The organism is Mesorhizobium sp. KR1-2, assembly GCF_040045035.1.
Taxonomy (GTDB): Bacteria; Pseudomonadota; Alphaproteobacteria; order Rhizobiales; family Rhizobiaceae; genus Pseudaminobacter.
Window position 1 is genome coordinate 30,972 of record NZ_JBDZDS010000008.1, and the last position, 24,146, is coordinate 55,117.

26 protein-coding genes are annotated in these 24,146 nt (G+C 64.3%); 13 read left to right on the forward strand and 13 right to left on the reverse strand.

Annotation, left to right across the window (positions count from 1 at the left end):
* Positions 1 to 188 precede the first annotated feature (188 nt).
* The 6 genes from ABLE85_RS16335 to mnhG are packed head-to-tail and all read left to right on the forward strand — an operon-like array spanning position 189 to position 6,216.
* On the forward strand, positions 189 to 3,110 hold the full coding sequence (locus tag ABLE85_RS16335) for a monovalent cation/H+ antiporter subunit A (protein ID WP_348793776.1): 2,922 nt from the start codon (positions 189 to 191) through the stop codon (positions 3,108 to 3,110).
* On the forward strand, positions 3,110 to 3,448 hold the full coding sequence (locus ABLE85_RS16340) for a Na+/H+ antiporter subunit C (protein ID WP_348793777.1): 339 nt from the start codon (positions 3,110 to 3,112) through the stop codon (positions 3,446 to 3,448). Before ABLE85_RS16335 ends, ABLE85_RS16340 begins: the two co-directional genes overlap by 1 nt.
* On the forward strand, positions 3,445 to 5,061 hold the full coding sequence (locus tag ABLE85_RS16345; RefSeq protein ID WP_348793778.1) for a monovalent cation/H+ antiporter subunit D: 1,617 nt from the start codon (positions 3,445 to 3,447) through the stop codon (positions 5,059 to 5,061). The genes ABLE85_RS16340 and ABLE85_RS16345 overlap by 4 nt, the downstream gene beginning before the upstream one ends.
* A complete protein-coding gene (locus tag ABLE85_RS16350) occupies positions 5,061 to 5,543 on the forward strand; it encodes a Na+/H+ antiporter subunit E (RefSeq protein WP_348793958.1) in 483 nt (160 codons plus the stop codon). Before ABLE85_RS16345 ends, ABLE85_RS16350 begins: the two co-directional genes overlap by 1 nt.
* Positions 5,540 to 5,824 (forward strand): K+/H+ antiporter subunit F, encoded by a 285-nt coding sequence (locus tag ABLE85_RS16355; protein WP_348793779.1) that lies wholly within the window; start codon positions 5,540 to 5,542, stop codon positions 5,822 to 5,824. Before ABLE85_RS16350 ends, ABLE85_RS16355 begins: the two co-directional genes overlap by 4 nt.
* Positions 5,821 to 6,216 carry a monovalent cation/H(+) antiporter subunit G gene (gene mnhG, locus ABLE85_RS16360; RefSeq protein WP_348793780.1) on the forward strand — a complete coding sequence of 132 codons (396 nt, stop codon included), beginning with the start codon at positions 5,821 to 5,823 and terminating at the stop codon, positions 6,214 to 6,216. Before ABLE85_RS16355 ends, mnhG begins: the two co-directional genes overlap by 4 nt.
* 34 nt (positions 6,217 to 6,250) lie before the next feature.
* On the opposite strand, the gene ABLE85_RS16365 is transcribed toward mnhG, so the two are convergent.
* Positions 6,251 to 7,777, reverse strand: coding sequence for an FAD-dependent oxidoreductase (locus ABLE85_RS16365; RefSeq protein ID WP_348793781.1), 1,527 nt, complete (start codon positions 7,775 to 7,777; stop codon positions 6,251 to 6,253).
* Positions 7,778 to 8,047: 270 nt separating this feature from the next.
* Between ABLE85_RS16365 and ABLE85_RS16370 the strand changes: the two genes are divergently transcribed.
* Entirely contained in the window at positions 8,048 to 8,368 is a 321-nt protein-coding gene (locus tag ABLE85_RS16370; protein ID WP_348793782.1) for a GYD domain-containing protein, read from the forward strand.
* A gap of 144 nt (positions 8,369 to 8,512) precedes the next feature.
* Here ABLE85_RS16370 and ABLE85_RS16375 read toward each other — a convergent pair whose 3' ends face one another.
* Both ABLE85_RS16375 and ABLE85_RS16380 read right to left on the reverse strand, forming a co-directional pair.
* Positions 8,513 to 9,094: an HPF/RaiA family ribosome-associated protein gene (locus ABLE85_RS16375; RefSeq protein WP_348793783.1), complete on the reverse strand. Its 582-nt coding sequence runs from the start codon at positions 9,092 to 9,094 to the stop codon at positions 8,513 to 8,515.
* 17 nt (positions 9,095 to 9,111) lie between these two features.
* Positions 9,112 to 9,381 carry a hypothetical protein gene (locus ABLE85_RS16380; protein WP_348793784.1) on the reverse strand — a complete coding sequence of 90 codons (270 nt, stop codon included), beginning with the start codon at positions 9,379 to 9,381 and terminating at the stop codon, positions 9,112 to 9,114.
* Between the two features lie 183 nt (positions 9,382 to 9,564).
* On the opposite strand from ABLE85_RS16380, the gene ABLE85_RS16385 reads away from it, so the two are divergent.
* Both ABLE85_RS16385 and ABLE85_RS16390 read left to right on the forward strand, forming a co-directional pair.
* Positions 9,565 to 11,184 (forward strand): SulP family inorganic anion transporter, encoded by a 1,620-nt coding sequence (locus tag ABLE85_RS16385; RefSeq protein WP_348793785.1) that lies wholly within the window; start codon positions 9,565 to 9,567, stop codon positions 11,182 to 11,184.
* Positions 11,184 to 11,798: a ParB-like protein gene (locus ABLE85_RS16390; protein ID WP_348793959.1), complete on the forward strand. Its 615-nt coding sequence runs from the start codon at positions 11,184 to 11,186 to the stop codon at positions 11,796 to 11,798. Before ABLE85_RS16385 ends, ABLE85_RS16390 begins: the two co-directional genes overlap by 1 nt.
* 105 nt (positions 11,799 to 11,903) lie before the next feature.
* On the opposite strand, the gene ABLE85_RS16395 is transcribed toward ABLE85_RS16390, so the two are convergent.
* A complete protein-coding gene (locus ABLE85_RS16395) occupies positions 11,904 to 12,104 on the reverse strand; it encodes a hypothetical protein (protein ID WP_348793786.1) in 201 nt (66 codons plus the stop codon).
* 97 nt (positions 12,105 to 12,201) lie between these two features.
* On the opposite strand from ABLE85_RS16395, the gene ABLE85_RS16400 reads away from it, so the two are divergent.
* Complete coding sequence (locus ABLE85_RS16400) at positions 12,202 to 12,393, forward strand: hypothetical protein (RefSeq protein WP_348793787.1); 192 nt, start codon at positions 12,202 to 12,204, stop codon at positions 12,391 to 12,393.
* Positions 12,394 to 12,402: 9 nt separating this feature from the next.
* Here ABLE85_RS16400 and fixJ read toward each other — a convergent pair whose 3' ends face one another.
* From fixJ to ABLE85_RS16415, 3 genes are all read right to left on the reverse strand, one after another.
* On the reverse strand, positions 12,403 to 13,017 hold the full coding sequence (gene fixJ, locus ABLE85_RS16405) for a response regulator FixJ (protein ID WP_348793960.1): 615 nt from the start codon (positions 13,015 to 13,017) through the stop codon (positions 12,403 to 12,405).
* Positions 13,013 to 14,530, reverse strand: coding sequence for a PAS domain S-box protein (locus ABLE85_RS16410; protein ID WP_348793788.1), 1,518 nt, complete (start codon positions 14,528 to 14,530; stop codon positions 13,013 to 13,015). Before ABLE85_RS16410 ends, fixJ begins: the two co-directional genes overlap by 5 nt.
* 239 nt (positions 14,531 to 14,769) lie before the next feature.
* The gene (locus ABLE85_RS16415; RefSeq protein ID WP_348793789.1) at positions 14,770 to 15,969 is read right to left on the reverse strand and encodes a hypothetical protein; all 1,200 of its coding nucleotides are present in this window, start codon (positions 15,967 to 15,969) and stop codon (positions 14,770 to 14,772) included.
* A gap of 182 nt (positions 15,970 to 16,151) precedes the next feature.
* Between ABLE85_RS16415 and ABLE85_RS16420 the strand changes: the two genes are divergently transcribed.
* Positions 16,152 to 18,848 (forward strand): bifunctional acetate--CoA ligase family protein/GNAT family N-acetyltransferase, encoded by a 2,697-nt coding sequence (locus ABLE85_RS16420; RefSeq protein ID WP_348793790.1) that lies wholly within the window; start codon positions 16,152 to 16,154, stop codon positions 18,846 to 18,848.
* 28 nt (positions 18,849 to 18,876) lie between these two features.
* Here the strand turns inward: ABLE85_RS16420 and ABLE85_RS16425 are convergent, their stop codons facing one another.
* Positions 18,877 to 19,698: a universal stress protein gene (locus ABLE85_RS16425; protein WP_348793791.1), complete on the reverse strand. Its 822-nt coding sequence runs from the start codon at positions 19,696 to 19,698 to the stop codon at positions 18,877 to 18,879.
* Between the two features lie 179 nt (positions 19,699 to 19,877).
* Positions 19,878 to 20,372 (reverse strand): c-type cytochrome, encoded by a 495-nt coding sequence (locus tag ABLE85_RS16430; protein ID WP_348793792.1) that lies wholly within the window; start codon positions 20,370 to 20,372, stop codon positions 19,878 to 19,880.
* A gap of 81 nt (positions 20,373 to 20,453) precedes the next feature.
* Here ABLE85_RS16430 and ABLE85_RS16435 point away from each other — a divergent pair, with 81 nt between their 5' ends.
* Positions 20,454 to 21,290, forward strand: a complete 837-nt coding sequence (locus ABLE85_RS16435; RefSeq protein WP_348793793.1) for a universal stress protein — start codon at positions 20,454 to 20,456, stop codon at positions 21,288 to 21,290.
* A 34-nt stretch (positions 21,291 to 21,324) separates the two neighbouring features.
* Here ABLE85_RS16435 and ABLE85_RS16440 read toward each other — a convergent pair whose 3' ends face one another.
* On the reverse strand, positions 21,325 to 21,810 hold the full coding sequence (locus ABLE85_RS16440; RefSeq protein WP_348793794.1) for a pyridoxamine 5'-phosphate oxidase family protein: 486 nt from the start codon (positions 21,808 to 21,810) through the stop codon (positions 21,325 to 21,327).
* Positions 21,811 to 22,030: 220 nt separating this feature from the next.
* On the opposite strand from ABLE85_RS16440, the gene ABLE85_RS16445 reads away from it, so the two are divergent.
* Positions 22,031 to 22,447 (forward strand): Hsp20/alpha crystallin family protein, encoded by a 417-nt coding sequence (locus tag ABLE85_RS16445; RefSeq protein ID WP_348793795.1) that lies wholly within the window; start codon positions 22,031 to 22,033, stop codon positions 22,445 to 22,447.
* 87 nt (positions 22,448 to 22,534) lie between these two features.
* On the opposite strand, the gene ABLE85_RS16450 is transcribed toward ABLE85_RS16445, so the two are convergent.
* From ABLE85_RS16450 to ABLE85_RS16460, 3 genes are all read right to left on the reverse strand, one after another.
* Positions 22,535 to 22,750, reverse strand: a complete 216-nt coding sequence (locus tag ABLE85_RS16450) for a hypothetical protein (RefSeq protein ID WP_348793796.1) — start codon at positions 22,748 to 22,750, stop codon at positions 22,535 to 22,537.
* A gap of 155 nt (positions 22,751 to 22,905) precedes the next feature.
* Complete coding sequence (locus ABLE85_RS16455) at positions 22,906 to 23,550, reverse strand: helix-turn-helix domain-containing protein (protein ID WP_348793797.1); 645 nt, start codon at positions 23,548 to 23,550, stop codon at positions 22,906 to 22,908.
* Between the two features lie 108 nt (positions 23,551 to 23,658).
* Positions 23,659 to 24,018 (reverse strand): hypothetical protein, encoded by a 360-nt coding sequence (locus tag ABLE85_RS16460; protein WP_348793798.1) that lies wholly within the window; start codon positions 24,016 to 24,018, stop codon positions 23,659 to 23,661.
* Positions 24,019 to 24,146 lie beyond the last annotated feature (128 nt).

The following is a 24,146-nucleotide window of genomic DNA, read 5'->3' on the forward strand; positions in this document are numbered from 1 at the left end:
ACCGAGTGGACATCCTTGCAGGCGAGGGTACGTTACCCCTAACGATCCGATGTCCGTGCCTGTTCATGCAGACAGGCCGGACAATTCCGTTTATTTGCCCACTTTCCCTTGCACGGCCAATCCCCAGCCCCCAATAATAGGGGGCGGCAGCGCCGTGCGATTTGGATTCGAAACTACCTTGGGGGCAGATGAACGACGGCGTACTACTTATCTTGATTGTCGTTCTTCCCTTTATCGGAAGCGTTCTAGCAGCCACATTTCGTCCCAATGCGCGAAATTCCGAGGCTTGGCTGGCCGGAGGCGTTGCGCTTGCGTGCCTGATCCTGGCTGTGACCGCCTATCCGGCGATCGTCGAGCGCGGGGCGATCCGCAGCGAAATCGAATGGCTGCCGACGCTCGGTCTCAATTTCACGCTGCGCATGGACGGCTTTGCCTGGCTGTTCAGCGTCCTGGTGAGCGGCTTCGGCTTCCTGGTCGTGCTCTATGCGCGCTACTACATGTCGCCGCACGATCCCGTTCCCAGGTTCTTCGCATTCCTGCTCGCCTTCATGGGTGCCATGCTCGGCATGGTGATCTCGGGTAATCTCGTGCTGCTGGTCATCTTCTGGGAGCTGACCAGCATCTTCTCCTTCCTGCTGATCGGCTATTGGCACCATAATGCCGGCGCGCGCGACGGCGCCCGAATGGCCCTCACCATAACCGGCATCGGCGGCCTCGGGCTTCTGGTCGGGGTACTGTTGATAGGGCACATCGTCGGCAGCTACGATCTCGACCGCGTTCTCGCTGCAGGCGACCAGATCCGCTCGCACCATCTCTACGTGCCGGTACTGATCCTCATCCTGCTGGGCACGCTTACGAAAAGCGCGCAGTTTCCGTTCCATTTCTGGCTGCCCAATGCGATGGCCGCGCCGACGCCGGTGTCGGCCTATCTGCATTCGGCGACCATGGTGAAAGCGGGCGTCTTTCTCATGGCGCGGCTTTGGCCGGTGCTGTCGGGAACGCCCGAATGGTTCTGGATCGTCGGCTTTGCCGGCATGGCGTCGCTGCTGATCGGCGCGTTCTTCGCGATCTTCCAGCACGACCTCAAGGGCCTGCTGGCTTATTCCACGATCAGCCATCTCGGCCTGATCACCATGCTGCTCAGCCTCGGCAGTCCGCTCGGTGCCGTCGCCGCGATCTTCCACATGATGAACCATGCCACCTTCAAGGCTTCGCTGTTCATGGCTGCCGGCATCATCGACCACGAGACCGGCACGCGCGACATGCGGCGGCTGAGCGGGCTTTTCCGCTACATGCCGATCACCGCCACGCTGGCGATGGTGGCGAGCGCGGCGATGGCTGGCGTGCCGCTGCTCAACGGTTTCCTCTCCAAGGAGATGTTCTTCGCCGAAGCTATCGAGACGCATGCCAAGTCCGTCCTCGATACTTCGGCACCCTATGTCGCGGTGCTGGCCAGCGCCTTTGCCGTGACCTATTCGCTGCGCTTCATCCATACGGTGTTCTTCGGACCGAAGCCGACCGGCCTTGAGCGCCAGCCGCACGAGCCGCCGTTCTGGATGCGCTTTCCCATCCAGTTCCTCGTGCTTGCCTGTCTTGTCGTGGGCACCATTCCGGCGCTGACGGTCGGGCCGTTCCTGCACACGGCCGTCACCTCCGTCCTCGGCCCGAACACGCCTACCTACAGCCTTGCGGTCTGGCACGGCTTCACGCTTCCGCTGCTGATGAGCGCCGTCGCCCTCGTCGCCGGCGTGGTGCTCTATCTGCTGCTGAACGACTACCTCAACCGCAGCGAGGAGGGGCCGCCGTTCATTCGCCGTCTGCAAGCCCAGCGCATCTTCGAACGCGTGCTGGTCGTGCTTTCGTGGAAGTGGGCCAGGTCCATCGAGGCCAGGTTGGGCACGCGCCGGCTCCAGCCGCAGCTTCGTCTGCTGGTGGTGGCCGCATTCACCGCCGCGCTGCTGCCAATCTCTTTCAAAGGTCTGTCGCTGACCGGTGTGCGGCTCACCGAGATCGACCCGGTCTTCGTGCTGATATGGGTGAGCGGCATCTGCTGTGCGGTGGGCGCGGCATACCAGGCCAAATATCACCGGCTGGCCGCCCTCATCCTGCTGGGCGGAGCGGGTCTTGCCACCTGCATCACCTTTGCCTGGTTTTCCGCGCCCGATCTGGCGCTTACACAGCTTCTCGTGGAGATCGTCACCACGGTGCTGCTTCTGCTCGGACTGCGCTGGCTGCCGAAGCGCATCGAAGAGGATGGCCCGAAGACGGTTGCGCTCGGCACGCGTTATCGCCGTGTTCGCGATTTTGCGATCGCCGTGGCCGCGGGCGGAGGCGTGGGCCTGCTGGCCTTCGTCGCGATGACAAGTCCCGTTCCGCTCGACACGGTCGCCAGCTACTACCTGGAGAAGGCCTATGTCGAGGGCGGCGGCAAGAACGTCGTCAACGTCATTCTCGTCGATTTCCGTGGGTTCGACACGCTGGGCGAAGTCACCGTCCTGGCGGTCGTGGCGCTGACGGTCTTTGCGCTGCTCCGCCGCTTCCGGCCTGCTGCCGACAGCATCGCTGTGCCGGACCAGCAGCGGATGCAGAACGACTTCGACGAGGCCGAGCCGGACCGCAAAGTGGGTGACACGATCGCCGACTACCTGCTGGTGCCGGCCGTCATCATGCAATGGGCCTTCCCCGTGATCATCGTGCTGGCAACCTATCTGTTCTTGCGCGGCCATGACCTGCCGGGCGGTGGCTTCGTTGCCGGGATCGCGATGGCTGCCGCCTTCATCCTGCAATACATGGCGGCAGGCACCAGATGGGTCGAGGAGCGGCTGCGCATCTTGCCGGTCAGCTGGATCGGACTTGGGCTTCTTCTGTCGGCACTCACCGGCATGGGAGCCTGGCTGTTCGGCTATCCCTTCCTGACCACCTACTCGCAATATGTGGATCTGCCGACCGTGGGGGCGACACCGCTGGCGACGGCGCTGCTGTTCGATCTCGGCGTGCTGAGCATCGTCGTCGGCGCCACGGTCCTGATGCTGATCGCGCTCGCGCACCAGTCCACGCGCGGCCTGCGTTCGGCTCGCGTGGCTGCCGAAGCGGAACAGGAGGAGGCGTAATGGAACTCGTCCTGTCCATCAGCATCGCCACCCTGGCAGGTTCCGGCGTCTGGCTTCTGCTCAGGCCGCGAACCTATCAGGTGATCGTCGGCCTCTCGCTGATTTCCTATGCAGTCAATCTGTTCATCTTCAGCATGGGGCGGCTGCGCCATGATGCTGCGCCGGTGCTGAGCGGGCAAACCGGCAGCCTGGCGGATTACGCCGACCCTGTGCCGCAGGCGCTGGTGCTGACGGCGATCGTCATCGGCTTTGCCACGACGGCGCTGTTCCTGGTGGTTCTGCTCGCCTCCCGCGGATTGACCGGCACCGACCACGTCGACGGAAGGGAACCGGAATGACGGGCTGGTCTCACCATCTGATCATCGCGCCCGTGCTGCTGCCGCTGGCGGCTGGCGCGCTGCTCATGCTGTATGACGAGCGCAGGCATTTCCTGAAGGCGACGATCAACCTCGCCTCGACCTTCGCGCTGGTCCTCATCTCGATCAGGCTGGCCCAGGTCGCCGACACCTCGGCTACGAGCGTCTACCTGCTCGGCAACTGGCCCGCGCCGTTCGGCATCGTGCTGGTTCTGGACCGGCTGTCGGCGCTGATGCTGGTGCTGACCAGCCTTCTCGCCTCGGCCGCGCTGGTGTTCGCCCTTTCGCGCTGGCACAAGGCCGGCGCGCATTTCCACACGCTTTTCCAGTTCCTGCTGATGGGCTTGAACGGCGCGTTCCTGACCGGCGATCTGTTCAATCTCTTCGTCTTCTTCGAGGTGATGCTGGCAGCCTCGTACGGGCTGGTGTTGCATGGGTCCGGTCCGCTGCGCGTCAAGGCCGGGCTGCACTACATTGCCATCAACCTCGCCGCCTCCTTCCTGTTCCTGATCGGTGTCAGCCTGATCTACGGCGTGACGGGCACCCTGAACATGGCCGATCTGGCGGTGCGCATCGCCGGTCTGCCCGCAAGCGACCGCATGCTGCTCGAGATCGGGGCCGCGGTCCTGGGCGTCGCCTTTCTGGTGAAGGCCGGCATGTGGCCGCTCAGCTACTGGCTGCCGAACGCATACTCGGTGGCGGCCGCGCCGGTTGCGGCGGTCTTCGCCCTGTTGAGCAAGGTGGGGATCTATGTCCTGCTGCGCTTGTCGCTGCTGATGTTCGGGGCGCATGCGGGAAGTTCCGTCGACTTCGGCAGCGGCGTGCTGATCGTCGGCGGCATGGCGACGATCGCGTTTGGCATGATCGGTGTCACCGCCTCCCAGGCGCTGGGACGCCTGGCGAGCTACAGCGTTCTTGTGTCATCGGGAACCTTGCTTGCCGCCATAGGCATGTCGGATGTGGGCGTCACCGCCGGCGCGCTGTTTTATCTGGTGAGCTCAACGATCGCCGTCGGGGCGCTCTTCCTGCTGATCGAGTTGATCGAGCGCGGCCAGAACCCCGCCGCCGACATCCTTGCCGTCACGGCCGAGGCCTTCGGCGACGAGGACGAGGAAGCGGCGGAGGACCAGGTGGGCGTGGCGTTTCCGGGAACGCTGGCGATCCTGGGCGTGTGCTTTGCAATCTGCGGCCTGCTTCTTGCGGGGCTGCCGCCTTTGTCGGGCTTCATCGCCAAGTTCGCGCTGCTTGCCGCCGCGCTCAATTCCGGGGCCGGTGCCGAAAGCGGCATCCCTGCGGCGGCATGGGTCTACACCGCGCTGCTGATACTCTCGGGTCTTGCCGCGCTTCTGTCGATGCTGCGGTTCGGCATTCGCACCTTCTGGGCACCGATCGAGGCCGTGGTGCCACGCGTTTCCCTGAGCGAGATCGTGCCGGTCGTGTTCCTGCTGCTGCTCACATTGGGGCTGACGATCCAGGGCGGACCGGTGATGCGCTACATGGAAGACACGGCCCGCTCGCTCCACTCCCCGCAGCAATATGTCGACGACGTGCTGGCCGCCCCGCGATTCCAGCCGCAAGGAGCTAAGGCCGAATGATGAGATCGGTGCTGCCCTATCCGCTGCTCGCCTTGTTGCTCCTGGCGATGTGGATCCTGCTGAACGGCTTCTCGGTCGGCCAGCTGCTGCTCGGCGGCGTGGTGGCTGCCGCCGCCTCCGCTGTCATGGCGCAGCTGCAGCCGGCAAAGCCCAGGCTGCGTAGCTGGCGGGCAATCGGTCGGCTGCTGTTGGTCGTCCCGGTCGACATCTTCCGCTCGAACGTCGCCGTCTCGCGCCTGATCCTGGCCGGCACACGCGGGCGGAAGGTGTCCGGCTTCGTCACCATACCGCTGGCTCTGCGCGACCGTACCGGTCTGGCCATACTGGCCTGCATCATCACCAGCACGCCGGGCACGGCGTGGGTGGAATATGACTCGAACCGCAGCATCCTTCTTCTCCACGTCCTCGACCTGGAAAGCGAGGACTGGGTCAAGCTGATCAAGACCCGCTACGAGCAGCCCCTGAGGGAGATATTCGGATGAGCGCCGCAATCATCCTCGCCTGGTCGCTGACGATCTCGCAAATTCTCCTCGGGGTGGCGATGGCCATCGCAGCCTTTCGCATGATCGTCGGGCCGCGCGCGCAGGACCGTGTTCTCGCTCTGGATGCCTTCTACGTGGCGGGCATGCTGATGCTCGTCGTGCTCGGGATTCGTACCGGAAGCACGCTCTATTTCGAGGTGGCCCTCATCATTGCCCTTCTGGGCTGCGTGTCCACCATTGCGCTGGCAAAGTTCCTCATGCGTGGCGAGGTCATCGAATGACTGACATGGCGGACTTGCCAGCCTGGGCGGCACTGCTTGTCGCCTTCCTCGTGCTCGCCGGCGCCGGGCTGACGCTGATCGGGGTGGTAGGGATGCTGCGGCTGCGCAGCTTCTACGAGCGCGTGCATGCGCCCACCCTCGGCACCAGTTTCGGAACGATCAGCATTCTCGTCGCCTCGATGATCTTCTTCTCGGTGCCGGAGACGCGGCTGGTTCTCCATGAGATCCTGATCGGCGTCTTCATTACGGTGACGACGCCTGTGACGCTCATGCTGCTGGCGCGGGCGGCACTCTACCGCGACCGCGCGGAAGGTGCGGACTTCGTGCCCAGGCACGAAACCGGCCTTGGCGATGCTGGATGCCGGTCGCCTCAAGGCGAGGAGCGGCGATGAGGATGCGCGCAGGGCAGGGAGAATAGCCGCAGCGTCACGCTGACGCTTCGGCCATCCCCGCCTCGAAATCCAGCGCCTCGATATCGCGCCCGATCGTGGCGAGAGCGACCGTCTTGCCGGCTTTCCTGTATCTGACCGCGCAGTCGCGTCCCTCGATGCTGCCCTCTATCTCGACCGAATCCCACGATCTCGCATAGCCGACATAGCGGATCGTCACATCGTAGTGGGCGCTCCAGAAGAATGGCGGGGTCGAATAGGGCTGGCGCAGCCCCAGCATGTTTTCGGCGGCGGCTTGGCCCTGCCGTTCCGCCACGACCCAGTGCTCCACGCGCCGCCGCTCGGCGCGTTCGGCGTCCTGCCATTCGGCTATGTCACCCGCCGCGAAGATTCCCGGAATGCTGGTCTGCATGAATTCGTCGACCAGGACGCCGCCGTCCACCGCAATTCCGGCGTCTTTTGCCAGAGCGATGCGCGGCTTAACCCCGACGCCCATCACGACGAGATCGGCATCAATGACGCGATCGTCGCTCAGCCGCAGCGACCGGTCATCGATGCGCGTTGCGGTCGTTCCGAGGTGGAAATGCACCCCGTGCTCCTCGTGGAGCGATCTGATGAACGCGCCGAGTTCCGGGCCGAGGACCTTCTCCAGAGGAGTAGATTCCGGGGCGGCCACGTGGACCTCCAGACCACGCTCGCGCAGGGAGGCGGCGACTTCGAGCCCGATGAAGCTCGCGCCAAGGATACCGACCGTCCTGGCGTTCTCAGCGGCGGCAATGATTGCACGGCTGTCGGCCAGCGAGCGCAGCACGAACACGTTCGCCCGCTCGGCGCCGGGTATCGGCAAGCGCACCGGCTCGGCCCCGGTCGCCAGAAGCAGGCGGTCGAACTGGAAGCCTCGCCCATCGGCGGTGAGGACCTCGCGGGCCTTGACGTTGATGTGTTCGACGGACGACCTCAACTGCAGGTCGATCTGCTTCCTGGCATAGAATTTCGGCGACCGTAGCGGAATCCACGATTCTTCGGCCGTCCCGGCCAGAAACTCCTTCGACAGGTTGGGACGATCGTAAGGGGCGTCGTCATCCGCGCTGATCAGGGTCAGATACCCGCCAAAGCCTCGTCGGCGAAGCATTTCGGCAGCGGCAAATCCGGCAGCGCCTCCGCCCACGATGACGATGCGCTTCGGGTCGCGCTCCACGTCCGGGGCCGCCATCTCTGCTGCGGGCAAGCTGCCCGTCACGAAAATCTTGTCGTCGCGGCGCTCCACCTTCCAGCGGCCCAACGGGTCGAACGCGGGCGCTTCCAGCGCCTCGCCCGTGCGAAGGCTGAAGCAGGCGTGGTGCCAGGGGCATCTGATCGTGTCGCCGACCACGATGCCGTCTCCCAGCGAGGCGCCGTAGTGCGTGCATGTCGCGTTCACGGCCAGCACCTCGTCGCCGACGCGTGCCAGAACCACGGCCTCGCCGTCGACCTGGCCCTTGAGCAGTCCGTTCTTGCCGAACGCCGAGATCGGCACGCCAGCGGCGAGGTCGAGCTCGACCTCCGGATTCCCTTGCGAAGACATCATGGCTCTCCCTCACAACGTCGCCGGCGTTTTCGGTCACGTCCGGCACCGCTTTGACGTTGCTGAGCGCGATAGGTTCCCGATCAGGCGGGTGGTCGATCAATTTTTTGCGCTGTCCGACGGTTTCCCGTGGCGATCGGCATCCGATGTGGCTTCGAACCGCTGCTTGAAGCCATCTAAAAATGCGATGCGCGGTTGACGTTCATCAATGCCCGGGTCGCCGTGCCATGCGCAGAATGCCGGTCTTTGGGATCTCATGGGAGAATGGCAATGGCAATTTTCATCATGCTGACCCGGCTGAGCCACCACGCGCTGCAGTCGCCGCCTTCGCTGGAGGACCTTAGCCATCAGGTAATGACGCGCATTCGCAAGGAGTGCCCAGAGGTGAAGTGGCAATCAAGCTTCGCCGTGCTTGGTCCGGCAGACTATCTCGACGTCTTCACCGCACCGGACATCGCAACGGCCACCAAGGTGGCTACGATCATCCGCACCTTCGGCCATGCCACGACCGAGGTCTGGGCCGCGACGGAGTGGGATCGGTTTGTCGAGCTCGTGCGCGACCTGCCATCGGCGAGTGCCGCCAGCGGCTGAGGATATCCGGAGCGGTTTCCGCCTGCCAATGCGATGATATTGGCTGCAGCCGCCATGGCTGATCCGCCGTGGCGGATAGGTCGTGTGCGGCTTTGATGGCAAGGGCGCGCGGCTGACTTCAACCGGGCGGCCGCCTGCGCGCGATCATTGTCGAAAGTTCCCTTCGCCGCCGCGAGACAGTCGCGCCACGGCGGAAGCATAAGGACCTTTTTCGCCGTCGTGTTCGGTGAAATGCACCCTCGCGCCTACTTCAAGGGACTCCCATTGACCGTCGGAAGCCATGCTTTCCCGGCGAAAGAAAAATTCTCGGCCGTCATCCGTTGCGATGAAGCCGAACCCCTCCTCAGGCACCAGCCGCGCAACCTGCCCCTGCAGCTTTTCCGGATGAGGCTTCACGCCATGACCGCTCATCTCCCGGGCGACATCTTCAAGCTGGCGCTGCGCGGCATTGAAGCTGTCGCGAATAGCGACGTAGACGTCTTCGTGCGCGTGGTTTGCCTCCCGTTCCCTGCCCACGACGATCTGCCGGCCCGGCACGGTGATGTCGATGCGGATATGATAGATCTTGCCCTTGTGTCCATGCCGATGCGGTGCCTCCACGACGACGTTGCAAGAAGTCAGCCTCTCGTGAAAGCGCGCAAGCTGATCGATCCGTTCGCGCACGGCAGCCTCCACCGCCGGGGACGGGTCCATTCCACGAAAGCTTACTTGCGGCGGGATTTCCATGGCTATGCTGCTCCGCTTCAGGCGCCCGAGCCGCCACCGGGCTCGTCGAATTCCTCGCTGCCGAGGAGTATCTCGTAGATTCGGGCGGCCGGACTGCCCGGCGGGATATGCCGCATGGGCGTGGTCTCATCATCGCCCGAGGTCCACGCGACCGCCTGTTCCAGGGCGTCGAGATCCGCGCCGCTCGCCAATATCTCCTTGAGCTTCCAGTCGGATATGGCGCCGCATACGCGACGTATGTCTTCTGCCGTCAGCTTTCTCGACGATGGAGGCGGCGCCTTGACCATTCGACCTCTCCGCCCTTTGCGGTTTCTGCAATTCTTCGGCACACCGAACCCGAGCGCATTGACGAAGATCAAGCACGCCGTTGCCGGCCAAGATTAGTTGGGAAAGATGGTTGCGGCATCTTGGGCAGCCCTGCAGGCGTCCCCCCTTGCCAACAACAGCGACTACGGCATTAAATCAGATGCATGCGCAGAGGCGACCTTATCGCGGGAGTTTCCGTGGCGGGCCTGATGCTGCCGGAAGCGGTGGCCTACGCATCTATTGCGGGTCTTCCTCCGCAGCGAGCGATCCTTGCCGGCATTGCAGGCTGCCTGGCCTATGCGGTCGTCGGACGCAGCCGCTTCGCCATCATCTCGGCGACCTCGTCTTCCGCCGCTATCCTGGCCGCGACCCTGGCGTCGATTCCCAATCTTGACGGTTACAAGCCGGCACTTGCGACGATCGCGGTTGCGCTGGCCGGCTGCCTCTTCCTGGCCGCGGCCGCAGCTCGACTCGGCGGGTTCACCGGCTTCATCTCGCGGCCGGTTCTGGGCGGCTTCGCCTTTGGCCTGGCCGTCACCATCATCGTCCACCAGCTGCCCAGCCTCGTGGGGGTCGAGCTTTCGGCGCCCAATCTCTTCGCTTTTCTCGAAAAGCTCGTCGCGGCGCTGCCGCAATGGAACCTGATGAGCCTGACCGTCGGGGGAATTGCGCTTGCCGCGCTTCTCTTCCTAAAACGCTTCCCGGCCATCCCTGGGGCCTTTGTCGTGCTGGCGGCGGGGGTGGCCGTGTCGGTCGGCTTTCACTTGCCGGAACGCGGCGTCGCGGTGGTGGGGACGATCGACCTCACGCCCAGCTGGCCGACATTTCCTGCGCTCGGCTGGTCGGACTACGCGCGGCTCACCCAGTTCACCGTGCCGCTGGTGCTGATCCTGTTTGCCGAATCCTGGGGGACGATCCGGGCACTGGCGTTGCGCCATGGCGATGCGGTCGACCCCGACCGCGAACTCGGCGCGCTCGGCGTCGCAAACCTTGCCAGCGCGGTCGTGCAGGGCATGCCTGTCGGCGCTGGGTTCTCCGCTGGATCGGCAAGCGAGGCGGCTGGCGCCGAGACCCGCGCGACCGCCGTGATCGCGGCCCTGGGCCTTGCGGCGCTGATCGCCTTCGCCGCGCCGCTCGTCGCACAATTGCCCGAGGCAATCCTGGCGGCGGTGGTGATCGCAGCGCTCACCCATTCGCTCGACCCGGCTCCGTTCATGCGGCTGTGGCATCTGGGGCGGGATTTTTATATTGCGCTCGGCGCGGCGGTCGCGGTGCTGGTGCTCGGCGTGCTGAACGGTATGCTGGTGGCGATAGCACTGTCGCTGGCAGCGCTCGTCCAGCGGCTGGCCACCCCACACATCGCGCGGCTCGGGCGGCTCGGGAACACACACGACTACGTCGACGTCGCGCGCCATAGCGATGCCACCTTGGAGAAGGCAGTCGCGATCTGGCGGCCGACGGAACCGCTGTTTTTCGCCAACGCTGACAGGATCCTGGCCCTGATTACGGCCGAGCTTCGCAAGGAACCGGCCACGCGGGCCGTGATCGTCAGTCTTGAAGAGAGTGCGGATCTCGACAGCACCGCACTCGACGCCTTGCTGGAATTCGACCGCGCCATATCTGCCAGCGGCATGCGGGTGCAATTTGCACGCCTGCATGATCGCGTGGGCGACCTGCTGATCGCGGCCGGCGCAAGCGATCTGCTGGCTCGCAGCAGTCACAGCGTCGACGATGCCGTCCAGGCTGTGGAGGCATCGGTCCAGGATCCAGGGAGGAAATCATGATGCAAGGCGCCGAACCCCTTTTGCAGCCTGTGGAGATCGCAACGCTGCGGCCGACCCAGATGACCGTCGGCTATCGCGAGGTTTCGCTGAAGCGCGCCGAGTGGCGCAAGCGTCAGGAGCGGAGCGGGGAAGAATTCCTCGGTCGCCATATGGTCCCCGCAGTGTTGGGACCCAAGCAGCGGCACTATCTCATCGACAATCACCATTTGGTCCGGGCGCTGCACGAGGAACATGTCGAGCACGTTCTCGTCCGGCTGGTTGCGGACTTGAGCATGCTGTCCAAATCGATCTTCTGGACGTTCATGGACAATCGCAACTGGCTTCACCCCTTCGACGCGGACGGACAGCGGTGCCCTATCAATCGCATTCCCAAGGCCATCGACGCGCTCGTCGACGACCCGTACCGCTCGCTCGCCGGCGAGCTGCGCAGGGCAGGCGGCTACGGGAAGGACCCGACGCCCTATTCTGAATTTCTCTGGGCCGATTTCCTGCGGCGTCGGATCGAAAGCAAGGAAATCCAGCGCGACTTCCAGAAATCAGTCGCCGAAGCGCTGGATCTGGCGCATGGACCAGCAGCCAGCTATCTTCCGGGATGGTGCGGCCCGACCAACTGAGGCCCGCTGACATCGACGGCGTCCAGTTGGACCCGCCGATGATGAAGGCCGCATGCAAAAGCCCGCCGCTCGGAGGGCGACGGGCTTTGTCTCCAGCGTGCGATGCTACTTGCTGGAAAGCTTGTGTGCTTCGCTCGTGTGTCGATGGGCCAGCTCGCTTTGCTCCACCGCCGCTGATGCGTGCTGCTGGGCTGCTTCATGGTGGCCCTGGTTGTGGTGATGGGCCGCTTCACGGTGATGATGAGCTGCCGCAGAATGATGTCCTGCTGCCGTCATATGGTGCTCTGATGAGGGATGTTTTGCCATGATCAGGTCCTTTCTGACTGACACATCTGCCGCGTCGGAGTGATCGCGGCCCTCACAGAACCCCCATCCGTGGCGATGGTTCCTCGCGGAGAAGGCAATGTCATCGGAGAGGGAGCCCCAGGAAGCAGAGCGCATTGAGCGCATTGCCCGTGAAGCTTATGAGCGTTGTCATCCGGACGATACGTTCGATGACCTGAAGCGCCGCGCCGCCTTTTCCAGGGAGGATCAGGGCCTTCTGCGCGACTGGCTTGAATTTGCCGCGCGGCAGGCGGCCGACAGGCGCAAGTGAGCTGGAGGCTCAGCGGGAAGGGAAATCCGCCGCCAGCGTCATGCGCACGAGCTCGGGCAGGCTCTTGGCATGCATCTTGGACATCACGTTGGCGCGGTGCACCTCTACCGTGCGCGGGCTGATGTCGAGATCGTAGGCGATGGTCTTGTTGGGCAGGCCGCCCACCACACCCGATAGCACCTGGCGCTCGCGCTCGCTGAGCAGGTTCAACCGGGTCTGGATGGCCGTGACGTCGTCGGCATCGGCCGGCATGGTCGCCAGCCGCTGTACGGCGCGCTCGATTGCCTCGATGAGCCGCCCCTCCTCGAACGGCTTTTCGATGAAGTCGAGGGCGCCGGCCTTCATCGCCTCCACGGCCATCGGCACGTCGCCATGGCCGGTGATGACGATCGCCGGAATCCTGATCTGGTCCGCTTGCAGGCGGCGCAGCAATTCCACGCCGCTGATGTCGGTCATGCGCAGATCGGTCAGCAGGCAACCCTTGCCGATGCCGGGAGCTGCCGCGAGGAAGGCCGTGGCGGTCTCGTGGACGCGCACGGCGAAGCCGGCCATGGTCAGCAGGAAGGCGAGCGATTTCCGGGCCTGTTCCTCATCGTCGACGATATGGATGATATAGTCGTCAATCATTACGCACGCGCTCGTTCCCGATAGCCGGCAGAGTGAAGTGGAACGTGGCGCCGCCATAGTTGTTCCTGCTCACCGACAATTCCCCGCCATGCGCTTCCACGATCCGCTTGGAGATGGAAAGGCCGACGCCCATTCCGCCGGGCTTGGTGGTGACGAAGGGCGTGAAAAGCTGCGCCGCGATCTCGTCCGAGATGCCGGGTCCGGTATCCGCGACCTCCACGAGGACCATGCCGCTGCCGTTCGAGGCGGTCCGGATGATGAGCTCCCGGCGCTCGCTGTGGCGCATCGCCTCCATGGCGTTGCGCATCAGGTTGGTCAGCACCTGCTGGATCTGTACGCGGTCGACCATGACCATGGCCGCTCCCGGTTCGAACTCGAACACCGACCGCACGCCGCGCTCGCGGGAGCCGGCCAGCGCCAGTGCGCCTGCTTCCTCGACCAGCCGGCGAACGTCTGTCGGCGCCTTCTCCGTCTCGCCGCGCGTCACGAACTCGCGAAGATGCCTGATGATCTGGCCGGCGCGGAACGACTGCCGCGCGGTCTCCTCCAGGGCATCTCGCATCCTGACGGCGAGGCTGTCGTCCATGTCGCGCAGCAGGCGAATACAGCCCTGCACATAGTTGGCGATTGCCGAAAGCGGATGGTTCAGCTCGTGGGCAAGCGTGGACGCCATCTCGCCGAGCTCGTTGAGACGTGCCAGCCTGGCGAGTTCGCCCTGTATCTCGTGCAGGCGCGTCTCTGAGGCCTGGCGCTCGGTCAGGTCGTGGATGAAGCCGGTGAAGTAGGTCTTGTCGCCGGACTTCATCTCGCCGACCACGAGCTTCATGGGAAATATGGTGCCGTCCTTGCGGCGGCCGACCACGACCCGGTTGATGCCGATGATGCGTTTTCGATGCGTCTCGAGATAGCGGCTTATGTAGCTGTCGTGCTCGCTGCGATAGGGCTCCGGCATGAGCATGCGAACATTCTGCCCGACTGCCTCCGCCTCGGTGTAGCCGAATTGGCGCACCGCGGCGGCGTTGAAGGTGATGATCGTGCCGTCCTTCTCTATCACGACCGTCGCGTCGGGAACTGTGTCGAGGATGGAGCGGATATGCGCCTCGCGGGCTTCGAGCTCCCGCTCGGCCTGCTCCATCATGTGACGGGCATGGTGGAGCATCTCCCCCATCCAGGCGACGGCGAGCCCCACGATCGCAAACAGCGCGAACAGGATTGCATTGTCCGGCAAATTCGCCAGCATGCCGCCCAGATACCAGGCCGCCGCCAGTGACAGCCCAAGCGCCATCAGACCGGGCCCGATGCCACCGGCGATGGAGGCGACCAATATGGCCGGAATGAAGAGGATGAAGCCTGCCTTGCCCTCCAGAACGCCCTGCAGCAGGAATCGGATCGCAAATGCGACAGCGACAGCAAGCAGCGCCAGGATGTAGCCAGCCACGCCGTCGAAGTGGCGGGAAAAAACCGCCTGAAGAACGCGGCCTTTCAGGACGGAAACATCTCTTGGCGGCATGATGCGGGCACCAAGTTCCAGAACTTGCTTTTATCACATGGGAATTAGAGCAACGATGGGGAAAATCCCGCTTTCCGCTGGTGGGAATGCCGGTGATTTTCCGACGTATCCAGTGCTTTACGGCCGTTTCTGTGCGGAAAGCGAGAGGCGGTACGTGGGGGAAAGAAAGGGGCTGTCAGGCAGCCCCCGACGCCACTGGGGTGGCATAAGGCGTGCCCGGAGAGGATGGATCAGGGTCTTCAGGTCTTGGTATTTCCGCGCGGCACGTCCGCCGGCTGCTGAGGCGGCACCTCCGCGGCTGGCGTGCGCCGGGAGAGCGCATCCAGGATCCAGGCAACGAGGCCGCCAAGGCCCATGAACAGGATGAGAAGGTTGATCAGCCAGCCGAAGAACGGGATGAAGTTCAAGGCGGCGGCGATGACGAGGCCAATGAAAAGAACGGCAAGGCGCGCCGACATGGTGGTCGGCAGCTCGCCCAGCGCATCGGCCACGCGCCACGAAAGCGCATAGATGCCGAGCAGATAGCCGGCGACCCAGAATACCGTTATCGCCAGCAGTATGACCGGTATGAGCGGGATGCCGATCACCGACATCGCACTGATCGGGATGAGGCCGATGAGCATGCCCAGGCCGAGCACGCCGAGCCCCATGGACAGGAACGGCCTGCGGATCGTGCGTTCGCGCAGGCTTTCGACGGTAAGCGGAGCCACCGCGAGAAGAATTGCCGCCGCGACGAACAGGAAGGCCAGGGTGACGAGAAAGCTGAAGAACACCGCCAGGAATGATGGCCACAGATGCGGCATGCGCACGTTCTGGCGGAAGAAGCCCATCTCGCCGAACGGCTCCAGTTTTTCGAAATGCACCTTGTCGGGTGCGATCACGCCCGGCGCGATTTCGATCGGCTCGGGCGCGGAATAGGTCAGTTCGCCGCCGATCTTGGCGTCTGGTCCGAAGGTCAGCTTGGCGGCGGCCAGCCGCGCGTCGCCGGCAATCGGGGCGTTGACGGTCAGCGAACGCCCCCGTGCGAGCAGGCTGCCCGAAATGGGTGCATCGATGGTGATCGTTCCGCCGCCGATCCTGGCGTTGCCGCCGATGGTCGCGCCTTGGCGGACGTCCACGTCGAAGCCGCTGGCCGTCAGGTCGCCTCCGACCGGCTGGCTGACTTTCACGGCAAAGCCCGCCGCGTAAAGATCTTCTCCCACCGGCGCGTCCACATCCACGTCGAAGCCGGCGGCATGGGCGTCCTTCTCCACCTTTCCGGTGATGTCCACCGAATAGCCCGCCGCCAGCGCGTCGCGGGGGCTCGGCTCGGAAAGCTTGGCGCTCGTGCCGGATACGTATGTATCGCCACCGAAGACAAAGCGCGCGTCGGCGCTGGCCGGCGCTGCCATCAGAAACGCACCGAGCAAAGCAAAACCGCAGCAACGAAGAATGCGCATCCGTGTTTCCTCCCGATGGCGAAAACGCCCGCTGCAGCTGCGAACCCCGCGCGAAGCATGGCTTGTCTGCGAGCCGCCGCATTGATCGCGCTCAAGCCGAAATCGCATTTCGGTTTGACCCAGTTCAAGGACGCCCCACAATGCGACGGTAGTTTCGCCGGATTGCCGAGAGGAGCTCGCCCATGACCATCCGGAATCTCGAATATGCCGTTCATCCAAAATCCGTCGCCGTCATCGGCGCTTCCGTGCGCGAAGGTTCGGTGGGGCGCGTGGTCATGGACAACATCGTCGCCGGTGGCTTCGAAGGCGAGATCTGGCCGGTCAACCCAAAGTATGACCTCGTCGCAGGCCGGCGGTGTTATGCGCGCGTGAAGGACATCCCGGGGGTTCCGGACCTGGCGGTCATCGTGACGCCGCCGTCGGTGGTTCCCGATCTCATCCGCCAGCTCGGCGAGAAGGGGACGCGCGCGGCGGTCGCCATCACGGCCGGCTTCAACGCGGAAAACGGGCTGAGACAGGCGATGCTGGACGCAGCGAGGCCGTTCCTGTTCCGCATCATCGGGCCGAATACGGTTGGCCTGATCATCCCCTGGGCAAAGCTCAATGCCAGCTTCGCGCACATGGCGGTCAAGCCGGGAGGGGTCGCGCTGCTTTCCCAGTCGGGTGCGATCGCCACGTCGCTGATCGACTGGGCGGCGGACAGCCGCGTCGGCTTTTCCCATATCGTGTCGCTGGGTGACATGGCCGATGTCGATGTGGCGGACTGGCTCGATCTCTTGGCGGGCGACGCCAAAACCCGCGCCATCGTGATGTATCTGGAGTCCATCCCGCATCCGAGGAAATTCATGTCGGCGGCACGCGCCGCCGCCCGGCTGAAACCCGTGGTGGCGATCAAGCCGGGAAGGCACGCGGAAGCCGCCAAGGCGGCGGCGACGCATACCGGCGCCCTCTCGGCTACCGACCGCGTGGTCGACGCGGCCCTGCGCCGCGCGGGCATTCTGCGGGTCCGCGGGCTGTCGGAACTTTTCGACGCCACCGAGACCATCGCCCGCTTCGCGCCGCTGGACAGGGCGAGGGTCGGCATCGTTACCAATGGCGGCGGCGCAGGCGTGCTCGCCGTGGATCAGCTGATGGACTGCAACGGCGATCTGGCCGAACTTTCGGAAGAGACGATCGCTCGCCTGGATCGCTCCATGCCGGCGACCTGGTCGAGGGCCAATCCCGTCGACATCATCGGTGACGCGCCGCCGGAGCGCTACACGCTGGCGGTCGAGGCGACCGCCGCCGATCCGGGGGTCGATGCGCTGCTGGTGATGAACTGCCCGACCGGGCTGGCCTCGCCGGTTCAGGCGGCGACCGCCGTGGCGTCGCTGGTGAAATCGGGGATGATCGCCGGCAAGCCGGTGCTCGCCTCCTGGCTGGGCGAGCACACCGCCCGTGCCGGCCGCCAGGTGCTGCAGGAGGCGGGCGTCGCGACCTACGAGACCCCTTCCGACGCGGCGACGGCCGTCTCCTATCTCAGTGAATGGTCGCGCGCCCAGAAGGCGCTGCTGCGGGTACCTCCAAGGCGCAGCGAGGACATCTTCGGCGATCGGGAGGCGGTGCTGTCGATTTTCCGCCGGGCTGCCTCGGAAGGACGCCGCATGCTGACCGAACCGGAAGCCAAAGCGGTCATCGCGGCCTATGGAGTGCCAGTTCCCGAGACGGCGATCGCCCGCACGCCGCAGGAGGTGGAAGAAGCTGCGCGTCGATTGCTGGCGCATGGCGGCAAGGTCGTGGTCAAGGTTCTGTCCGGAACGCTTACCCACAAATCCGACGTCGGCGGCGTGGTTTTGGACATCGCCACGCCGGCGGCGGCGCGGGAAGCCGCCGAGGAGATCGAGAGGCGCGTCCGGCAGTACGCCGGCGCCGGCGCTATCGAAGGCTTCGTGGTGCAGCCGATGGTCGTGCGCAAGCACGCCCAGGAGCTGATCCTGGGCGTCAACAGCGATCCGATCTTCGGGCCGGTGGTTCTTTTCGGCGCTGGCGGCACTGCGGTGGAGGTGATGGACGACACCGCGATCGCGCTGCCGCCGCTCGACGATGTGCTCGCGGGCGACCTGATCGACCGCACGCGCATCGGGCGGCTGCTTGCCGGCTATCGCGACCGCAAGCCCGCCGATCGGCGTGCCATAGCGCTTGCGCTCGACAGCCTGTCGCAGTTGGTCGTCGAATTTCCCTGCATCGTGTCGATGGACATCAACCCTTTGCTCGCCGACGAGGATGGGGTGCTGGCGCTCGATGCCCGTATCGAGATCGAGCCGAGCCGTGTCGAGCGTCCCGGTCCCAATCCCGACATGGCCATCAGGCCTTATCCGGCCGAGTGGCAGAAGGACGTTGTGCTGGGCGGGAAGACTTTCCGCATCCGGCCGATCAAGCCGGCGGATGTCGAGTTCTATCCGGCGTTCCGCGAGAGGATCACGCCTGAGGACCTGCGCATGCGCTTTCTCGCATCGTGGAAGACCTTCCCCGATCAGATGCTGCTCAGGCTCACGCAACTCGACTATGAGCGCGAAATGGCCTTCATCGCGCTGGACATCGCCAATGGCGACCTCGCCGGCATCGTTCGGCTTTCGGCCGATCCGGACCACGAAGTCGCCGAATATGCGATCCTTGTCCGCAGCGACTTTCAAGGCAAAGGCGTGGGCTGGGCCTTGCTCCGCCACCTGATCGATTACGCCGCGGCGGACGGGCTGAAACGGATCGAGGGCATCATTCTCAACGAAAACACGAAGATGCTGGGGATGTGCCGGGAACTGGGCTTCACCATCAGGCATCATCCGTCGGAACTGGGCCTCTCCCTTGCAACGCTCCCACTTGGAGAACAGTCGGGGGCCTGATGCCATTTCAGGCGGGGGGTGGTGCGGCTCAACTCGACATGAAGCGGTTTAGCCCCCTGTCATCCAGCAGCGAACGGGTGACGCCGCCGAAGACCCACTCCCGCAGCCTGCTGTGGCCATAGGCGCCGGATACGATCAGGTCGGCATGGATCGATCTTGCGAATGCGCAGAGTGCCTTGCTTTCGTTCTCTCCGGCGGTGATCTCCGGGCGTGCCTTGACGCCGTGCCGCATCAGGAATGCGGCGACGTCGTCCACGCCGGCGCTTGAGACCGAGCCTTCCGTCTGCTCGACCGTGACGACGACCACCTCCTGCGCGCGCAAAAGCAGCGGAAGGGCGTCGGCGACTGCCCGGCGGGCCTCGCGCGTGTCCTTCCAGGCGACAACCGCCTTCTCGCCAACCAGCTGGTTTGCCTCGCCGGCCGCCACCAGAACCGGTCGCCCCGCGTTGAGGACCAGGCTGCCGATATCGGTCGACCGATAGGCATTGATGCTGGAAGCCGTGTCGGGCGAACTCGTGACGATGAGGTCGGCTGCACGCGCCGCCTCAATGACGAGACGAGTGGGAAGCGCCAGCGCCTCGCGCCATTCGAGCTCGACCGTCGTGCCGGCAAAGTTTTCCACCTTGGCGCGCAGTTCGGCAAATCTGGCCTCGATGTCCTCGCGCTCGCACTCGATGAGCTCGCCGTCGAACACCATGCCGTCGGCTGACGCCATCGGCGGCGGGACGTCGGCAGCCGCAAGACCGATCAAGCGGGCATCGAAACGCTTGGCCAGGTCGACCGCCAGCCGGACGAGCGAGTTGTCGTGGCGGTTGATGTCGAGATTGAGGAGGATCGATCTGTAGGTCACGGCGCCAACCCTTCATCCGGCATCACGGTTTCTCGACACGGCGAAAGTTCCGATTGGGTGCGTTCGCTTCGGTGAAGCGAGCATTCATTTCCTATACGCCGGACTGGCGCGCGCCTTGATCCGGGTCGAAGGCGGGCGGACACGAAGGAGATTTGCGACGGCATCGCGCGCCGGGCCTTTCACTGCTGTTGAAGCGACCGAATGTATTCAGCGAGTGCGAGAATCTTCTGCTGCGCGACGTTGGCATCCGCCCCATTGTTCTCCTCGCGAAACACGTTGCCCCATATGGGCATGGTCCGACCGCCATGCCCGGGCACGATGAAACGTCCGTCGATCGTGGCCAGAACCCTGTCGAGGGGAAATCGGCCACCGTTGTTCCTCTCGAGGACGGTGAGGTCCGCGGGTTTACGGGTGAGCACTTCGGCCATGAGGCCATCGCCCCGCCCCCGGACACCATGGCAGACGGCGCATGAATTCCGGAACTCCTCGGCGCCGTTCGCGGGCTGTTGCCCAAAGGCGCCGCCTGCCGGCATGAGAGCTGCCATGACTAAGCATGCAAGGGCAAAGTCGGCTGGCCTTGTCATATCCGTCTCCTCCATTGCCTGCTGATCATAGGAACGGTGCGGCTTTGTCGCCTTGACGCGGATCAACGCGGGCAACAAGGCACCTGCCACCTTTTGATCCAGCGCAATGAAAAGCCTGTCCGCCTCGGCTAGAAGCTATGGCGGTTTCGCCTGTGGACCGGGAATTCCGTAATGTTGTTCAAGACCCTCCTCAGCGTTGTCGGCGTTCACCAGTCGGACCAGGACGTGATGAGAGCGATCGACCTCTGTACCGAGATCGACGCCCATCTCTCCGTATTGGTCGTGGCCTTGGCGGCGCCGCCGCCGGTCGGGGCCTATGCCGCCGTCCTGTCGGAGCCGTGGCTCGAGGAACGGGAAGCCGACAACGCCGAGCTCAAGATCCGCGTGGACCAGCTGGCGGAACTCGCCGCGAAGGCCGGAGTGTCGTCCGATGTGAACGGCTGCTATTCGGAACTGACCTGGGCCGACCAGGAGGTGGGACAACGCGCCCGCTATTCCGATTTGACCGTGATCGGGCCGGAGCTCCTGACGGACGGCCAGTTGACGACGCTCGCCATAAGCGGCGCCATTTTCGAATCCGCCCGGCCGGTCCTGTTGTTGCCCGCCGGCAAGAGCCCGACCCTGCGGCCGAAGACCATCCTCGTGGCCTGGGATTCGCGCATCGAGTCCGCGCGGGCCGTCCACGAGGCAATGGCGCTCATGACGGGCGCGCAGCGCGTCCACGTCACGCTGGTCGATCCCTCGGCCGGTCTCGATCTCAGCGGACCCGAACCAGGGGCCGACGTTGCGACGTTTCTGGCTCGCCATGGCGTCAAAGTGGTGGTGGACCGTCTTCCCAGCGCCGGTCATGAGGTGGCGCATGTGCTCAAGCGGCATGCCGCGGACCTCGACGCGGACATGATCGTCATGGGAGCCTACGGCCATTCGCGGCTGCGTGAGCGGATGTGGGGAGGGGTCACCAGGACCATGATCGAACAGGCCGATCTGCCGGTTTTCATGGCGCACTGAATGGCTGGTCCCGAAGCGCTTTTGGCGCGAAAGCCTAGTGCTTTTCCCGAGCCGGGCGCCTGGAAATCTCTTCGCCCTCCAACGCCTGCCTTCCGGTCAGGGTTTTGAGTGCGACGCGATAGAATATGTGGGTGGGATCGCGCACCACGGGCTGCGGACCGGGCTTCAACCCGCCCGGCTCCCACCAGTTGGGACGATCATGCAGCAGCGACCAGGCATGTTCGCGCTCGCGCTTCCATTGCGGGGTGTCGGTCAGCTCCTCGTAAACGCCGTAAGCGATGGCGCTGCGCCATTCCCGATGTCCAGAGAATTCGTCCACCTGGACGCATACCTGGGGATTGGCGCGCATCCAGTCGATCTTCTGACCGGGCATGGAAAAGCTATAGAGATGGTCCTCGGCATAGGCGAGGTTGATCGGCACGACATAGGGTTGGTTATCCTTCGTGCATGCCAATCGCCCGAACCGGGATGCCGCGAGGAGGTCTACGATTTCCCGTCGTGTCATTTCCCGTATGAACATCGCATTGCCTCGGGCGCAGCTCCCCACCGTTTGCCGAGCATGTCAGCCTCGGGCCGCCAGCGCGTTGATCCGGATCAAAGACGTGATGGCCTGGCCGCACTTAAGTTCGGACCATGGGCTGGCACGACCGCGGCTCATCGAGAGCAAGAGGGTATGGAGCATGAGCCTGCGTGACACCTTGCCCTCCCTTTGGGACCATGAGGGAGGTTTTCCAGCGCACTTGAACAGTCTTCGCCATGAGATTCAAAAGGTGTTCGACGAGTTCTCGCAAGGCTTCTGGCCCTCCGGCACCTTGAATGCGGCCGAAGTGGTTCCCGAGATGGATATCCACGACAACGGCAAGAAGGTCAGGCTCAGCCTCGAAGTCCCGGGGGTCGAGGAGCGGGATATCGACATCGCAGTTTCGGGCCGGGTGATTACCATCTCGGGGGAAAAGAAGGCGAGCATGGAAGCCGCGACTGGCGGGATGCACCGCAGCGAGCGCAGCTATGGCTCCTTCTCGCGGTCGGTTTCGCTGCCCTTCGACATCGACGCGGGCAAGGTCAAGGCAAAGCTGGACAACGGCGTGCTGACCGTGACCGTCTCCAAGCCTGCCGGTGCCGTGCAGCAGACCAGGAAGATATCCATCGGTGGCTGAGTTTCGCCTGGCCGCTGCGAGGTGCGCGTCAGGCAACTGACCGGCCCAAATGAAAGCGGCCGGTCATCACATTGTTTCTGGCAGGCGCTACTTGCATTTGTCGGTGGCTTTCATGGCGATCTCCGCGCCCAACTTGGTGCGATGGCCACGGCCGAGCTGAATCATTTCCTTGCCGTCGGGCTTCTTCGAAACGATCTCGCAGCCCTTGGTGTCAGGCTTTTGGGCAACGAAATATTCGGCCGCGAAAGCGGTCGTCCCGGTGAGGGAGAGCACGGCGCCGATCAACAGAAGTTTCCGTAACATGGCATTGCTCCGTTTCGGATACGCGGTCCCTCGGACCGCCGTGGCATTCTATTTCTCTCGCGCCGGGCCGCCTTGATCCGTATCAATGGCCGTCGCCAGGGCGCTGGAAGCGACTAGGGCGGGAACCGCTTCTTCCAGTTCCAGCGCTGGGCGCTTCATTCGCTCAGGTTGAGCAGTGCGTCCCACTTCACGATCTCGACGCCGCGCAGGCCGTGCAGGCGGATGATGCCCGTTTCCCTGAATGTCGAGAAGACGCGGGACACGGTTTCGATGGCAAGGCCGAGATAGTCGCCGATGTCCATGCGCGGCATCGGCAGATCGATCTGGTGCGGTCTGCCCTGGCGTTGGGCCATGTCGACGAGAAACGCCGCGACACGCTCGGCTGCGGCCTGGCGGCCGAGCACCAGCAGATGGTCCTGCGTCCGGATCAGGCTGTGCAGCGCCAGCGGCAGAAGCTCGCTGGACAAGTCTTCGCTTTCCGCGAGGGAGATCTTGCGCAGGCCGGTGGCGTTGATCGCCTCGGCGAAAAAACGGTGGGTGCTGTCCTCCTCGAAGCCGAACGTCTCCCCCGCCAGGCAGAACGAGCTGATCTGCCTGCGGCCGTCTCTCATCAGCCGGTAGACGCGCACGGCGCCGAAAACGACCTGGTAGATGCTGCCGGCCTTCTCGCCTTGCGAGTAGATTTCGCATCCGGCGGCGAAGAAGCAGGTCGATTGTGGCGGGAGGGGCGGGGAACGGCGCCAGCCGGGGACTGACGAACGAAACTTCAGCACATCCCGGGAATTCGCATAGGCAAGCATAGGCAGCCTCCATGGCTCCGATGCAACAGCAATTGGTCGGGTTCGCCGATTTTGAAAATCCGGTTATGTCCTTACGGGTAAATACGTAGGCGCAAAATGGGGCTCTGGTCAGGAAGCCTCGGCGTCGTCGGACAGCATGTTCTGGACCGCTTCGACCAATGAGTGGCCGAGGAAGGGCTTGATCAGGACCTTGACGTCGGCCAGGTCGGGAAGAGGGCGCACCCGGTCCATGAGCAGCACGACGGGCTTGGCGAACCGGCCAAGCTCCCTCCATTCGGACAGTCTGCCCCGCACCGCGTCCTCGTCGATGACCGCGCAGTCGGCCGCCTCGGCAAATGGTGAGGTCATCGCCAGCGAAAGCCGGGCATGCGGGTCGACGCCAAATCCTTCGGCTTCGAGCACGAACACGAGCGACCGCCGAAATCCTTCATCGGAGGCGACGACCAAGATCATGCTGATGGTGGTCAAGCGACCTTCAACTCCCCAATGCCGGCCCGCAAGCCGGAATGCAGATCTCCTCGTTGGATTGATAGATCGCTTTGGGAACGCGTGCCTTGCGTCAGGTCAATTCGGGCCGCTGCGAGGGGATCGCCGAT

Bases quoted from the DNA above. Each gene is read 5' to 3' on its own strand.
- ABLE85_RS16335 (WP_348793776.1), top strand. From the start codon at position 189: ATGAACGACGGCGTACTACTTATCTTGATTGTCGTTCTTCCCTTTATC.
- ABLE85_RS16340 (WP_348793777.1), top strand. From the start codon at position 3,110: ATGGAACTCGTCCTGTCCATCAGCATCGCCACCCTGGCAGGTTCCGGC.
- ABLE85_RS16345 (WP_348793778.1), top strand. From the start codon at position 3,445: ATGACGGGCTGGTCTCACCATCTGATCATCGCGCCCGTGCTGCTGCCG.
- ABLE85_RS16350 (WP_348793958.1), top strand. From the start codon at position 5,061: ATGAGATCGGTGCTGCCCTATCCGCTGCTCGCCTTGTTGCTCCTGGCG.
- ABLE85_RS16355 (WP_348793779.1), top strand. From the start codon at position 5,540: ATGAGCGCCGCAATCATCCTCGCCTGGTCGCTGACGATCTCGCAAATT.
- mnhG (WP_348793780.1), top strand. From the start codon at position 5,821: ATGACTGACATGGCGGACTTGCCAGCCTGGGCGGCACTGCTTGTCGCC.
- ABLE85_RS16365 (WP_348793781.1), bottom strand. From the start codon at position 7,777: ATGTCTTCGCAAGGGAATCCGGAGGTCGAGCTCGACCTCGCCGCTGGC.
- ABLE85_RS16370 (WP_348793782.1), top strand. From the start codon at position 8,048: ATGGCAATTTTCATCATGCTGACCCGGCTGAGCCACCACGCGCTGCAG.
- ABLE85_RS16375 (WP_348793783.1), bottom strand. From the start codon at position 9,094: ATGGAAATCCCGCCGCAAGTAAGCTTTCGTGGAATGGACCCGTCCCCG.
- ABLE85_RS16380 (WP_348793784.1), bottom strand. From the start codon at position 9,381: ATGGTCAAGGCGCCGCCTCCATCGTCGAGAAAGCTGACGGCAGAAGAC.
- ABLE85_RS16385 (WP_348793785.1), top strand. From the start codon at position 9,565: ATGCGCAGAGGCGACCTTATCGCGGGAGTTTCCGTGGCGGGCCTGATG.
- ABLE85_RS16390 (WP_348793959.1), top strand. From the start codon at position 11,184: ATGCAAGGCGCCGAACCCCTTTTGCAGCCTGTGGAGATCGCAACGCTG.
- ABLE85_RS16395 (WP_348793786.1), bottom strand. From the start codon at position 12,104: ATGGCAAAACATCCCTCATCAGAGCACCATATGACGGCAGCAGGACAT.
- ABLE85_RS16400 (WP_348793787.1), top strand. From the start codon at position 12,202: ATGTCATCGGAGAGGGAGCCCCAGGAAGCAGAGCGCATTGAGCGCATT.
- ABLE85_RS16410 (WP_348793788.1), bottom strand. From the start codon at position 14,530: ATGCCGCCAAGAGATGTTTCCGTCCTGAAAGGCCGCGTTCTTCAGGCG.
- ABLE85_RS16415 (WP_348793789.1), bottom strand. From the start codon at position 15,969: ATGCGCATTCTTCGTTGCTGCGGTTTTGCTTTGCTCGGTGCGTTTCTG.
- ABLE85_RS16420 (WP_348793790.1), top strand. From the start codon at position 16,152: ATGACCATCCGGAATCTCGAATATGCCGTTCATCCAAAATCCGTCGCC.
- ABLE85_RS16435 (WP_348793793.1), top strand. From the start codon at position 20,454: ATGTTGTTCAAGACCCTCCTCAGCGTTGTCGGCGTTCACCAGTCGGAC.
- ABLE85_RS16440 (WP_348793794.1), bottom strand. From the start codon at position 21,810: ATGTTCATACGGGAAATGACACGACGGGAAATCGTAGACCTCCTCGCG.
- ABLE85_RS16450 (WP_348793796.1), bottom strand. From the start codon at position 22,750: ATGTTACGGAAACTTCTGTTGATCGGCGCCGTGCTCTCCCTCACCGGG.
- ABLE85_RS16455 (WP_348793797.1), bottom strand. From the start codon at position 23,550: ATGCTTGCCTATGCGAATTCCCGGGATGTGCTGAAGTTTCGTTCGTCA.